Consider the following 13,693-nt stretch of genomic DNA (forward strand, 5'->3'; position numbering starts at 1 on the left):
ATATCAAAAAGCAAGTTTCCAGGGAAGAGGAAACTTGCTTTTTTTGTGTGAGAATCATACTGGAACTTCTCTCTGATCCTTTGCCATAGGCGAGCTACATAGAGGGCAGGGCTTCGAGGTTAGATGGTCCTCAGCCCCGCCAGCTTTCATGCGTGTCCAACCAGGACAGCTGCTGCCCGTGCAATTCCATACCGGAACGACATGGGTTTTTGTTGTGGTTGTTCGGCTGGTCGGCAAGGCTCTTGTCGTCACTGTTCTTGTCGTTACTGCTCTACCCACCGTAGTTGCTGCTGTGGAAGAAACAGCTGAACGAAAGGCGGATAACATGAAGCGGGAAACCTCCGCTTTTTTACCGCGATGCTGTGCAGGTGAGCTGATAAACAGCTCCTCTCGGGCTCTCGTAACGGCCACATACGCCAGTCTCCGTTCCTCCTCCAGCGCGGCTAAGCTTGAAGCTCCGCTGCTTCCGGCAGCAAGCTTGCGATCTTTTAACCGGTCACCCTCCAGTGCAGAGCTATGCGGAAGAATCCCCTCAGACGCTCCAATTAAAAACACAACAGGGAACTCTAGCCCTTTTGATTTATGAATGGTCATTAGTGCAATCCGGTTGCCTTGCTCTTTAGTACCTGGTTGGCGATTATGCTCGTTACGCTCCGTGACATTATCTATGAAATCAAGAAAGGCAGGGATGCTGTCGAAACGCGCCGCGGAAGATTCTAGCTCATCTAGCATTTCTTTTAGCGTCTCGCGATGTAAGGTTGCTTGATGCCGTTCATTCGCTTCGATGAAATAATCGTAGAATTGGGTACGAATCTGCCGAATTGCTTGTATTGGTGTCAGTTCGCGTATATTCCGGATTAGATCAAGCCGATCTCTTAGCTTAGTTCCCTTGAAGTCTTCCATGCCAGGCATAGACAATAGGTGGATTAACGGTCCTTGTTTGGGCTGTCTAGCCTCCATCTGGCGGATGTGATTCATGCCTTTTTCACGATTCATATATAGCGTCGGCAGGATGTTCTCCATTGCTGCAAAATTCCGCCGATTCACGGAGAGTCGCAAATGATCTAGCACCGGAGAGATCAGCCAGTGCTCGTACAGTAATTGCCCTTCACCATAATCAATATAGGGAATGTCGCGTAAAAGGAGCAGTTCGAGAACGGCCCGATTGCTGCTCGACGCCCGGTACAACATGGCGAAGTCGCTATATTCTCTTTTGCCGCTAGAGACCTCGTTTAAAATATGCTCGATCATCTGCTCCGCTTCTTCATCTGCAGTTTGCGGACGCATATAGCGTGGCTGACTTCCACTACCTTTTGCGGCTTGCAGGGTTTTGGAGCGCCGACGTGTATTGTGCTTGATAATGCCGTTGCCAAGTCCCACAATAGCTGGGCCTGAGCGGTAGTTGATATCGAGAGTAATAACCTTTGCTCCCGGATAGAGTTTTTCGAACTCTAAAATGAACTCACTGCGCGCTCCGTTGAAGGAATAAATCGTCTGGTCATCGTCACCAACCACCATTAGATTATGCTGTGGGTGAGCGACCATTTTGACAAGCTCGTACTGCAAGGCGTTCGTATCTTGGAACTCATCGACCATCACGTACAGATATCTCATCTGCAACTCTTGCAAAAGCACCGGACGCTCCTTCAGCATCCGATAAGCGATTAAGAGGACATCATCGAAGTCGATTTTGAAATTGTCTAGTTTCCATTGTTCGTATATTTCCAGAATGGATTTCATTTCTTTTTCGGCGGTGGTGCCTTCTGGCAGATCTTCCACGGTGCCCATGTTCATTTTGCAGGAAGAGAGCAGTGAGAGTAGGGTTTCCGGTGGATAAGCATCCTTCGGCAGTCCGAGCTCACGCATGATCTGCTTCAATAGGATGTGCTGGCGCCGTGTCTCACTGAAAATCTCCTGCTGCAATCCCTGTCTGCGCAAGAAAAACAAGAAAAAAGAATGAAACGTACGAGCCTGTAGCCGCGCGACGTCAGCTGTGCTGACTCCGGGGAGCAGGGCGATTCGTTCGCGCATTTCTGCCGCGGCTTTACTCGAGAAAGTCAGCAATAGCAGCTGACTCGGCGAGACGCCGCGCACGGACAACAAATAACCGGTTCTGCAGATCAGAACCGAGGTTTTGCCGGAGCCTGCGCCGGCCAGTGTCAGCAGCGGCCCTTTATGATGCCGCACTGCGGCAATCTGCGGGCGGTTGAGCAGGATGCCGCCTTCCTCCAGCCTACGGAAATAAGCGGAGTCCCCCTCTTCCCGCTTTACCAGCTCTTTGCTGGTCTGTGCTGAAGCTACAGCTGCCTGCGGGATGCGTTCGCCGGTAGCACCCAGCGGGATATTATGAAATAAGAGCTTATTCAATAGATTCACCTTCATATATTTCTTTATAGAGTGAGCTCAACAAAACTAGTTAGAGGATGGTTGAGTCCATCTTAAAATGTGCCGTTTAAAATATGCTATAAATTTAGCCAATCTACAATATACCATTCCAGCGTTTTTGCTGCACAGAAAAAAATGCTGGATATCGTGTGGGTGAAAGGAGGAGTTTGGCTGTGGGAGTGGGGCTCCAATGGGCAAAATGTACGGTATAAATCGTGTAGAAATGCTGGAATTGGGGGCTCTATGTGAGATATAAATCCGTAGAAAAGCTGGAATGGGCTTCATGAGCGGAAAAATGGGGGTAAATGCCCCCTTGTCCTCTCTTAAGTTTACAGTGTAGCCCATTCCCTTTCCTTATCATCCTCATATCCTAAAGCAAAATCATGATATGGAGATGACCGTACGTATGCCCTCACCCAATAAGGTCCGCATAAGACATGCCGTTACCATAGATGTGCTTATTCCGGCTATCGAGAAGGATTTGGCTACCCTCCCTTATGTTATTGACGCTGTCCGAACTCATGTTAAGCATCCGATAGGTCGAATACTGATTGTTGCGCCAAAAAAGACACGGATATTGGATTTCTGCCGAAAAAAGGGCTGTACCTTTGTCGATGAGAATACAGTCCTTCCGATTACTAAAAAAGATATCCATTACCGTTCACGGAAATGGGAAAGATCCGGTTGGTTGTTCCAGCAATTTTTGAAGCTGAATGGTGACAAGCTGTGTACGGCTGACTATTTTTTAGTCATCGATGCAGATACGGTCTTAATCGCTCCTCATCGTTTCCGTGAGAAGGGAAAGACGATTTTTTACAGCCGTAATTGGAGTCAGCCTCAGTACTTTACAACCTATAGGAAGCTAATGGGTAGGAGGGCGGCATCTTCTTCATCTTTTGTGACGCATTATATGCTGTTTGAGCGCAGCCAATTGGCTCAAATGAAAAGAGAGATTGAAGTGAAGCATCAGAAGCCTTGGTATTCGGCGATTTTACACAGTATGGACCGCACTAAGCAATTTGCCTTCTCTGAATTCGAAACCTATGCGAACTACTTGTATTCGAAGAATCGTGGGGGCATGAGGATCCAAAAAGCACGTAATAAAGGTCTCCATATGAATGCAGGCCAGCTGTCCAAACAGAAGCTGAACGAGCTGGCGGAAAAGTATAGATCGTTGTCTTTTCATAAACGAAAGGGGTATGTGAGAACAACGAGCAGTAAGTCCGGCACAGGGGGGCGATAGGCTTGCAGATCGTGCTCCTTTCAGGGGGATCGGGAAAGAGGCTGTGGCCGTTGTCGAATGAAATCAGGTCAAAGGCATTCTTAAGACTTCTTCCAACAGAAAATGGCGGTATGGAGTCGATGATTGAGCGAGTTTACAGAGGGCTGGATGAGGCAGGGTTGCTGGATTCAAGCTGTATTGTAACCCATAGCAGTCAGGTGGAGATCACGCGCAAATCTGTGGGGGATCAGGTTTCCTTATTGGCAGAGCCGCAGAAGCGGGGAACCTTTACTGCGGTTGCTCTGGCAGCGAGCTATTTGCATTCCGTGAAGAAAATAGATTTGGAAGAGATCGTAGTGGTCATTCCGGTGGATTCATATGTGGAGGCTTCATTTTTTAAACAGCTTCAGCAGTTTCCCAGTGTGCTGTCCGAATCACAAGCGGATATTGCCCTGATCGGTGTCACGCCTGAATTCCCATCCACACAGTTCGGGTATATTTTACCTGGTGAAGGTTCAAGCGATATGTCTTTTATAAATGTTAAGCAGTTTGCAGAGAAGCCAGACGAAGAGACAGCGGCAGGGTTTATTTTCCATGGAGGACTATGGAACTGCGGGGTGTTTTCCTGCTCACTAGGCTACCTGCTCTCAAGTATGATGGAACGGAGCCTCCCAGTTGATTACATGGAGCTATTGAAGCGTTATGATGAATTGCCAGAACGAAGTTTTGACTATGAGGTGCTGGAACATACACGGCGAGCGGTAGTTATCCCCTATACCGGGGTCTGGGCGGATATTGGCAGTTGGGATGCGCTTACCCCTCATTTGCAGGAAAAGGTAATTGGCAGGGGTAGCGTTTCTGAGGATTCAAAAGGAACCCATTTGGTGAACGAGCTCTCTTGTCCCGTGCATATCATCGGAGCTCCGGGATTAATCGTAGCGGCAGGTCCAGACGGCATTTTGGTTGCTGGGATCGAGCAGGCGAAACGGATTAAGCAGAAGCTGGAGGGGCATGCTGCAAAGCCGATGATTGAAGAAAAGCGGTGGGGAAGCTCTCGCATCCTGGATTTCTCACGAACAGCAGCAGGAGTTGAGGTCACGACTTCCAAAATTACCATGTTGGCAGGGAAGCACACTAGCTATCATTTTCACAGGCATACCAAAGAAATATGGTCTTTTCTTTCTGGGAATGGAGAGTACCGTATGAACGGCGTTCTTCATGGGGTTGCTGCTGGAGACACGGTCATGGTACCTGCTGGATCGAGACATGGTTTGCGGGCGCTTACCCCGCTAGAATTGATTATTATTGAACTGGTGGCATTTCCTGAAGTGGGGGATTATGTACGTGTTTGTGCTGAATGGGAGGGGGAGGACAACTCCCTTGATCATTTGGGGTGAAATAGGTGTGGAAGAGAGGTACAAACAGCACCGTGAGCATAACTGCCCACGGTGCTATTTGTGTACACGCAACGTAACAAAGGAATCACTTTTGAGATTCTCTGCTCAGATTCAAAAGATGGTCAAGTCCTACCGCCACTCCATCTTCCTCATTGCTGACGGTAACGAATTCAGCCATTTCCTTGAGTATCGGAGCTGCATTAGCCATGGCAATTCGGTAGCCAGCCACCTCGAACATCGGTTGATCATTATAGCTGTCACCCATTACGGCTACATCCTTTAGTGGGATTCCATAATGGGCGGCGAGCATAGCTACACCGGAGCCTTTGTTGGCATCTTCGTGGTTAATCTCGATATTGTTGACATGGGAGGCTGTGATAATGAGGCCAGGGATCGCGGCAAAGCGGGTGGAGGCTTCTTTGAGCAGTTCACGGTTTAGAGAAAAAGCTAACGTTTTATAAATGACGTTTTCCTCTTTGCTCCAGATCTCTTCCATACTCTCTACGTAAGTTACCGCTGCTTGTTGAAACTGCTGATCGATCATTGCTTTTAGCAGCCAGCTGACTTCCTCTGGGACTTCTTCTTCACTTAATGCAGATAATTTCTCTAATCTAACCCGTTTATTTAGTTCTACATATACGTTGTCCTCTGTGTATACTTCGTAATACAAATCCGGAATTTCATTCATCCAGCGTAACGCAGGAATAATGTCTTCCTTATTCAGCGGTGTACTTGCTGCGAGCGTGCGGTCAGACAGTGTGACTACTGCGCCATTCAGACTGACCACAGGGCATTCCAGATCCGCTAGCCGTAGCTGTCGTTCCGCATCCATAAAAGAGCGTCCTGTAGCAATAATTACGATATGACCTAAATTTTGAGCCTTTATAATCGCCTCGCGGTTCTTTGGGCTAATTTGTCCTTCTTCGTTCAGCAATGTTCCATCCATATCTAAAGCAATCAGCATAGTGTATGATCTCCTTATCCAGTCATAGTTGTCCCCTTCGCGGGCCAGTGAGAACGTCACTTGTATCTTATCATTAATATTCTGAAAACCAAAAACACCTTTTCATTCATTTATAATCGTATATTTTTAGAAAATAGTTCAGTCGTGGTACAATAGTTGTCAAACTAATCGACTAGCCGAGTCTATTGTCAGTTCATGTTCGTGGGACGTGATCCGCCGATATTTTTCCTGCGTAAGGACATCGGTAGCTGTATATGTAAGGGGGACTAATCGTGAGATCCAAAAACTTGGCCACCATGTCACTAGCTTTTATGGCATGTGGGTTTCTGATTACACTATTTCTACCTGAAAATCTCGCTGTGATTCTACTAAGAGGTGGATTTGAGGCCGGGCTGGTCGGGGGGATTGCCGACTGGTTCGCAGTAACCGCGTTATTCCGCCATCCGATGGGGTTACGTATTCCACATACCTCATTGCTGCTCAAGAATCGCGATAAGATTATCCAGTCGTTAATTACTGCTATGGAGACTGAGCTGCTGAACAAAGAGAGTATTGAGAACAAGCTGCGCAAGTTTGGCATTATGTCTATGGGTTCCAAGCTGCTGACGAAGTTCTTTAGTAAGAAGAAGGCGAGAGCCCAGATCCTAGAGCAGCTTAGCGAATTTGTGTCACGTCTTCCGGTAGAGAAAGCTGTACCTTTTCTTCAAAAGGCAGCTTCCGATTATATTCGTGAAGCGGACCTCGGGGTTGCGGCCGATAAAATTGTCACTAAATTAATGAACGATGGAAAAGATGTAGCGGCTCTGGATTATGCGCTGGAAGGGGTGTCTAACTGGAGCGGTCGTCCTGAAACGAAAGCTATGCTGGGTAAGATCGCCAGTGAGAAACTGGCTGAAGTGAAGCTTGGTGGTCTTAAGGGGATGGCTTTTCAGGCTTTCGTTGGGTTTATGGATGCGGATATGCTTGGTGAAATGCTGCAAGGCATGCTACAGTCGGGGATTCGCGATTTTCGTGAAGAGGATAGTCCTTATCGTGAAGAGATCATTCGAGAAATTCGGGTGGCGCTGTTCCAGATTGTTAATGACGAGGCTAGAATGGCTTCTGTAAAAGAATGGGCACTAAATGAGCTTGAGGGAGAAGCGGCAACCGCTTTTCTGCATACTCAATTGGAGAACGTACGTAGCAAGGCACTCTCCTTGTTGGAAGAGGACCGGGCAGCTGGTGGACGCAAGCTATTTGCACTATATGCTCTGCTTGTGCGCCGTATTAGCAAGGAACAAGAGTGGATCGGCAGCTGGGAGGAGCGGATTCGCGCTTCATTAATTGCATTTGTAGAGGCTAACCACTACCGAATCGGTCTTTTGGTGAAAGAGAATCTAGATAGCATGGACGATGCTAGTCTAGTGAATATGCTGGAGGATAAAGTAGGTAAAGATCTTCAGTGGATTCGTGTGAACGGTGCCTTATGCGGTTTTGTTGTAGGGCTTGTTCTTACAGTTGTTCAATTTATTTAACTCAAAGTAGTCCGTCTCCAGTGATTGGAGGCGGACTACTTTTTTTGAAATATAAGAAAGTATAAGTTTCGCACCATACTTTATGTCTTATATTTCCCGTTTATACTTGTAGGATTCTATTGTTGTACTAATGTATCTTTGATAAATGCGTTCCAAATCAGTTGCTGTACGGTGCCAATTGAAGACCTCAAGCGCATCTGATCTTCCTTGTTTCCCAATGGTTGCTGCTAACTCCGGATTCCGGCCTAGTCGCAGCAAATATCTAGCGAAGGGCAATGACTCGCGATATCGTTCCACCAGAAAGCCGTTATGGCCGGAATCAATAATCTCACGGATACCGCCATTGCTAGAAGCGATGACGGGCAGTCCCGAGGCCATAGCCTCTACATTAACAAGTCCAAAGGATTCATGACTCTGAGAAGGACATACAAAGCAATCGGCGGCTTGATAAAGGGTATGAATATCTTCATGAGCTACATTTCCAAGGAAAGAGACGGGTACTCCCAGCCGCCTTGCAAGCAGCTTCAGCTGACGCAAATACGAAGGGTTGCCTTTGCCTGCAATTACAAGATGAACGGGAAGATGTTTATTTAAATGGTACATAGCGCGTATCAATATGGGCACCCCTTTGCGGGGAATGACCCGACCGACGAATAAGACGGTAAAGGCCTTCGGGAGTCTGTAAAGTCTGCGAAGATGGTATTTTTCCTGTGTGCCTACAGGAGTGAATCGATCAAGATCTGCTCCTAGCAGGACAATACGGATTTCATTGTCTAATTGAGGGAATCGGTGAGTTAGTCTTCGTTGTAGAGAGTGGCTATTCGCAATAATCAGATCTGCTTTTGCCAGGGCCCTAGCAGTCTTATCTGTGTCCGGTGTGAATGTAAGAGAATGCAGAAATAGAAATACCGGAAGATGTGGGAGCCGTTTCTTTACAGCAGACATAAGATGGGGGCGATTATCAATCTGAACGATATCAAATGACTCATTCTGAATATAGTCTAATACCGAAGTACGATAATGGACGGGGGTAATTGCAGGCAACCGAATGATTCTGACCTGCTCTAATATTGAGGCATCGGGCAGTCCCGGCGCTCTTCGGCTCACAATGGTAACCTTATGTTTCTCAGCCAGCCGTCTGGCAATGGCCCAAATGCAAATTTCTACTGAACCGTCTCCCGGAACCGGGAGCCGTTCCGGCGCAATAATACAAATATGCATGGTTCATGCCTCCTCTGATCCGCTAATGGTTATCCTCTTCCCACCATATGCAGCTTTAGTATCTGGAGATACATCTGAAAGCGGAGAGGGCGTTCAACCCATGCCATTCATATTGCCGATGCATAAAATACTAAGGCTAAGCAAGGCCGTGATGATTATTTGAGTGATAGGGGAGAGGGCAATTGGGAACGAAGTCAAAGTCGGCGTTGACCAGCAAATGGATTAAAACCAAGGTGCTCATGCAAAATTCCGAGATTTCACCGCTGATTCCAGAGACTGTAAGGTTTAGTAAAGTCAACTTAAAGACGATGCTGCTAAAATATGGGATGATTTACGTTAAGCCGGAACACGGTACTTACGGTAATGGTGTGATGAAGGTTGAACAGAGTAAGGACTCTCATGGAACAGAATACAAATACCAAAGTGGAACAAAGATAAAAACGTTTGGAGTCTATGACACCTTTTATTCATCACTTAAGAAAGCGACACGCGGACGTAGTTACTTGATTCAGAGAGGAATTGTTTTGCTGAAGCATGGTAAGCATCGCTTTGATATCCGTGTGATGGTCCAGCTCAGTCCGCGTGGCAAATGGGAAACTACCGGATTGATTGGCCGAGTAGCTGAGAAAGGCAAGATTGTTACCAATTATCATAACGGTGGTACGCTAATGTCTATGGAGAAGCTGCTGTCGCCTTATTTGAACGATGCTCAGCAAGCTCAGATGCTTAAGATATTGAGAAAGCTAGGTGAGGATACCGGACGTTTCTACCATAAGAAATATCCTGGGTTTAAACAGATTGGTGTAGATGTAGGATTAGATAACCACATGACGCCTTGGATTATTGAAGTGAATACTAGTCCGGATCCGTATATTTTCAAACATCTTCCTAATAAAAGCATGTACCGCAAAGTGATGGCTTATCGCAGAGCAAATGAGAAGAAGAGGACCGTTAGCTGATTTGTTTCTTTGTATTCGCTATAACAAGGGAAACCTTTTGTTCGAGCTCTATTATTTTTTGTTTGTGAGTTGCGATCTGACGATAACCAGAGACCAGTGAAGATAGGGATTGGGTGGTTAGCGTAAGATTTTGTTTACGAATCGCTGCTTTAAAGTCCGTCCAATCTGCTGAGACACGTTTGTTTAACGAGGTGATCACGCTCTTGTTAGATTTGATCGTGATTTGAGGACTTTCAATGCCAGCTAAGGTTTTGCGAGCTTCAGCTATCTTTTGGGTACGTGTCTTTTTCGCAGCGTTTAGCTGATTCTGCTTATCGCTGATCTCTTGGCGTGCCAACTGAACCAAGATCTTCATAGCGTCACCTTGGGCACGCAGTACGGTATTCAAGGTCTTATCCTTAAGAGTCTTGGCGATACTAATTCGCTTGTTAAGCGCACTATACTGATCAAATAAGGGCTGATAGCGTTGCTTACAGCTCTTAACGGAGGCTTCCAAGCGGTTTACTACTTCAAGATCGATCTCTTTCATTTGTTGACGTACAACAACTAGCGACTGCTCATTGTTGTAGTGGAGGATTCGGATCTGCTCCTCGCGCTGATCATACTGCAGCTTTAAGGTGGATAAATCATTGTACAGAGCAGTCAACTTAACCCTAGCAGAACCCTCGGCTGTCGCGGCTGTCAGATCAAAAGCCGCTTTAATAGAGGGGGTTAATTCTGTTGTGGATGCAGCAATAGCTCCAGATGATGAGCTTAGCAGTAGTGTGATCGCCAGCAGTAATAAGGGCACCGACTTTAATGTTTTCATTTGTTCTCCTCCTATTTTCGAAACCTAATGACAACAAAAAAAGCACCCGTAGCAAAGGCAAAAGCCTTTATTACGGGTGCTTCCAGCGTAATAGGTCACGAACGATATATTTTGTTTAATAATAGTTTGCTTCAGGCCATCCAGTCAATATTTAAAATCACATGGTTCCTATTCAAAATGATACGCAGGACATTTCTATACTCCTCTTTCTTATCGTATACTGAACTAAGACGGGAATAAAGAGTGCAACGTTCGCAACAAAGGAGGTCTGGCGTAGATGGATAACGCGATAGAATATAACACGATGTTGGAACATGCATTTATGAGGTCCCCAGAGGGAATAGCCGTACTCTCTTTAAATGATGGTAATGGCAAATGGTTAAAGGTCAATCCGGCTTTTTGCAATTTTCTTGGCTTTACAGAAGCTGAGTTTCTTGCTGGGGCTATTTTTGCAGAAATGCAAGGTAGACAGTCGTCTTCGAAAGAGCTCTCCTATAGATTGGTAATGGATGAGCTTCAGAACTCTCCTGCAGGGAGCTGGAAGAAGGAGGAGTGCTTTCTTAACAAAGAAGCTCATCCGGTATGGCTTTCCCTGACGTTCTCAGGATTTGGAGCAGCAGGACAAGCCCCTTCGTATATTATTGTGTACGCCGAAGATATTACGGACCGAAAGATTGCAGATCAACAAATAGCAGATCATCGGGACCTAGAGGAACAGATTTTTCAAAGTGAACGTAATTATAGATCGATGACTGAGAACTCACTGGATTTAATCTCCCGTCATGCAGTTGAAGAGCGCAAACAGTTCGAGTTCAAGCTTCAGGAGAATGAACAGCGCTATAAATCCTTATTTGAATATAATCCCTCTGCTGTGTACTCCATGAATTTGCAAGGGGATTATTTAACAGCCAATGCGAATCTGGAGAAATTGACAGGGTATTCGCTGGAAGAACTGATCGGAATGTACTTTGGTCCCGTTGTGCATGAGAAGGACATGGAGAAGACGCTGTATCATTTTAACTTAGCCGCTAAGGGCTATCCTCAAAGCTATGATCTGACACTTATTCATAAAGAAGGCCATTTTATAGAGATTAATACCACTAATATTCCGATCATTGTAGACGATCAAGTGGTAGGCGTATACGGTATTTCCCGTGACATTACGGAACGTATAAGATATACGGAACAAATCGAAAAGCTAAGCAATGAATACACCCTTATATTAAATGCGGTTTCGGAGGGTATTTTTGGACTCGATATGGAGGAGAAGGTGACCTTCATCAACCCAGCAGGTTTGCATATGCTCGGCTATGAACATGATGAGATTATGGGTCATACCTATCTAGATCATATTCAGCAGACAGCGCTTGATGGGATCCATTACCGGCCAGAGGAGTCGCCATTAATCAAAGCCATTAGGTCAGGGGGATCTTACCAGAGCAAGGATGCAGTCTTATGGCGTAAAGATGGCACGAGCTTTCTTGCAGAGTACCAGGTAACGCCTCTTTTTGATAAAGGTGAACCTAAGGGTGTTGTAGTCGTGTTCAGGGATATTACAGATGAGAAGGAGATCATTCGTGCCAAGGAATCTGCGGAAAAAGCGGACCAGGCTAAATCAGAGTTTCTGGCCATTATGAGCCATGAAATACGCACGCCTATGAACGGCATTGTGGGGATGACTGATCTGCTTGCCGAGACAGAACTAGATGAAGAACAACGTGAGTACACAAATATTATTAAGGAGAGCAGTAGCTCTCTTCTATATATTCTGAATGAAATTCTCGATTACAGTAAAATTGAGGCCGGAAAAATGATGATCGTACATGAGCCCGTGCATCTTCGAGAGGTACTGGACAGTGTAACGGATCTATTTATGGCTAAGGCTTTGGAAAAAAATCTTGAGCTGTCTTACAGCATGGCACCAGGAGTTCCTACGTTCATTATGGGAGATGCAGGACGATTACGTCAGGTATTGGTTAATCTGGTTAGCAATGCGATTAAATTTACTGACCGAGGCAATGTCTGTATTTACGTGGAGCGGAATTTGTCCGTGGTTTCAAAGAAATCGACTTTGAAGTTTAATGTCAGAGACACGGGGATAGGTATTCCTTTAGAAAAGCAGCATCAGTTATTTCAATCATTCTACCAGCTGCACTCCTCGTTTAATCGTAAGTATGCTGGGACGGGTTTAGGGCTAGCCATTTGCAAAAAGCTCGTCGAGCTGATGGGCGGAGCCATTGCGGTGGAGAGTAGCGAAGGAGAGGGCTCTAATTTCTATTTCACGCTACAGATTAATCCTGAAAGCGGAGATGAGAGTGATGAAGAAATAGTTGCTCAGACAGAGCAGAAACCCGCTCAGGAAATGGAATCAGGATTTGATTTAGAGGTACCTATGGATGCTGGTGAAAATGTGATTCTACTCCCGGAGGGCAATGCCCTTTCAGCTTCTAAGCCGATTTCTTCAAAAGGAGAAATGTCCTGATGAAGCATAGAAACTCCAGTCTCAGCAACAAACTACCGGCGGATCCATACACACAGTGGGAGGCTGGGGTTTCATCCCCGTCTTCTGCTTGTGGACCTGCGACAATGGCAGCTTTAACCGAGTATTGGAATACCCAGCTAGGAATGGACTTTATTCGTGGCACAGGTCATTTTCACTCCAAGGCAGATCATATTAATTACATATACAGTCATCACGGAGGAACCCCTTTAGGCATGAGTACACGTCGTTTTGTAAAGGGAATCACAGCTTATATCAACGCTTCAATCTCGCCAGAGGGGGAGTATAAGCTATCTATCTCTACTTTTAACGATTTCGATGTGTATAAAGCGGAGATTGATGCAGGTCGACCAGTCGCTGTTAAATTTGATAAATGGTTTAATTTTCGGTGGAGAGGGAGCTTTGCTTACGACTACCACTGGGTATTAGGTATAGGATATGAGGTGCCTGATAACGGGGATCGTCCAATTCTCATCATTCAGGATAATGGTGTGAGGTATAAGGACGGAAGAATTGCTCTTTGTAAAGAACGGCGCATTCCATTTTATTCGAATAAAGACATCATTACGATGGTAGGTTTGAATATCTTAGAAACACCTAGTTAATCGCGATCTGCTAAGGGAATTCCTCTGGAAAAATGATCTAATTATTTCGAGTCCAAACGTTTGCACAAATGCGAGGATCATACTATAATCCAGTTAATAACTGGAAAAGGGGATAGGT

Annotated in this window: 10 protein-coding genes; 6 read left to right on the forward strand and 4 right to left on the reverse strand. The window is 45.8% G+C overall.

Features of this window, described 5'->3' with window-relative positions; all coding sequences use genetic code 11:
* Nucleotides 1-54: 54 nt before the first annotated feature.
* Nucleotides 55-2,367 (reverse strand): UvrD-helicase domain-containing protein, encoded by a 2,313-nt coding sequence (locus NST74_RS01580; RefSeq protein WP_341110123.1) that lies wholly within the window; start codon nucleotides 2,365-2,367, stop codon nucleotides 55-57.
* A gap of 412 nt (nucleotides 2,368-2,779) precedes the next feature.
* On the opposite strand from NST74_RS01580, the gene NST74_RS01585 reads away from it, so the two are divergent.
* Both NST74_RS01585 and NST74_RS01590 read left to right on the forward strand, forming a co-directional pair.
* Nucleotides 2,780-3,628 (forward strand): DUF6492 family protein, encoded by an 849-nt coding sequence (locus NST74_RS01585; RefSeq protein ID WP_445668169.1) that lies wholly within the window; start codon nucleotides 2,780-2,782, stop codon nucleotides 3,626-3,628.
* Nucleotides 3,629-3,639: 11 nt separating this feature from the next.
* Nucleotides 3,640-5,004: a sugar phosphate nucleotidyltransferase gene (locus NST74_RS01590; protein WP_341115801.1), complete on the forward strand. Its 1,365-nt coding sequence runs from the start codon at nucleotides 3,640-3,642 to the stop codon at nucleotides 5,002-5,004.
* Between the two features lie 85 nt (nucleotides 5,005-5,089).
* Here the strand turns inward: NST74_RS01590 and NST74_RS01595 are convergent, their stop codons facing one another.
* Nucleotides 5,090-5,968, reverse strand: coding sequence for a Cof-type HAD-IIB family hydrolase (locus NST74_RS01595; protein WP_339288870.1), 879 nt, complete (start codon nucleotides 5,966-5,968; stop codon nucleotides 5,090-5,092).
* 272 nt (nucleotides 5,969-6,240) lie between these two features.
* On the opposite strand from NST74_RS01595, the gene NST74_RS01600 reads away from it, so the two are divergent.
* Complete coding sequence (locus NST74_RS01600) at nucleotides 6,241-7,482, forward strand: DUF445 domain-containing protein (RefSeq protein ID WP_341110127.1); 1,242 nt, start codon at nucleotides 6,241-6,243, stop codon at nucleotides 7,480-7,482.
* An 87-nt stretch (nucleotides 7,483-7,569) separates the two neighbouring features.
* On the opposite strand, the gene NST74_RS01605 is transcribed toward NST74_RS01600, so the two are convergent.
* Complete coding sequence (locus tag NST74_RS01605) at nucleotides 7,570-8,703, reverse strand: glycosyltransferase family 4 protein (RefSeq protein WP_341110128.1); 1,134 nt, start codon at nucleotides 8,701-8,703, stop codon at nucleotides 7,570-7,572.
* Nucleotides 8,704-8,885: 182 nt separating this feature from the next.
* Here NST74_RS01605 and NST74_RS01610 point away from each other — a divergent pair, with 182 nt between their 5' ends.
* Entirely contained in the window at nucleotides 8,886-9,662 is a 777-nt protein-coding gene (locus NST74_RS01610) for a YheC/YheD family protein (RefSeq protein ID WP_341110130.1), read from the forward strand.
* Here the strand turns inward: NST74_RS01610 and NST74_RS01615 are convergent.
* Nucleotides 9,655-10,470, reverse strand: coding sequence for a hypothetical protein (locus tag NST74_RS01615; RefSeq protein ID WP_341110132.1), 816 nt, complete (start codon nucleotides 10,468-10,470; stop codon nucleotides 9,655-9,657). The genes NST74_RS01610 and NST74_RS01615 overlap by 8 nt on opposite strands.
* A 277-nt stretch (nucleotides 10,471-10,747) precedes the next feature.
* Here NST74_RS01615 and NST74_RS01620 point away from each other — a divergent pair, with 277 nt between their 5' ends.
* A complete protein-coding gene (locus NST74_RS01620; RefSeq protein WP_341110133.1) occupies nucleotides 10,748-12,952 on the forward strand; it encodes a PAS domain S-box protein in 2,205 nt (734 codons plus the stop codon).
* On the forward strand, nucleotides 12,952-13,575 hold the full coding sequence (locus NST74_RS01625) for a C39 family peptidase (protein ID WP_341110135.1): 624 nt from the start codon (nucleotides 12,952-12,954) through the stop codon (nucleotides 13,573-13,575). Before NST74_RS01620 ends, NST74_RS01625 begins: the two co-directional genes overlap by 1 nt.
* Nucleotides 13,576-13,693: the final 118 nt, after the last annotated feature.

This window comes from Paenibacillus sp. FSL F4-0125, assembly GCF_038008565.1.
Taxonomy (GTDB): Bacteria; Bacillota; Bacilli; order Paenibacillales; family Paenibacillaceae; genus Paenibacillus_AQ.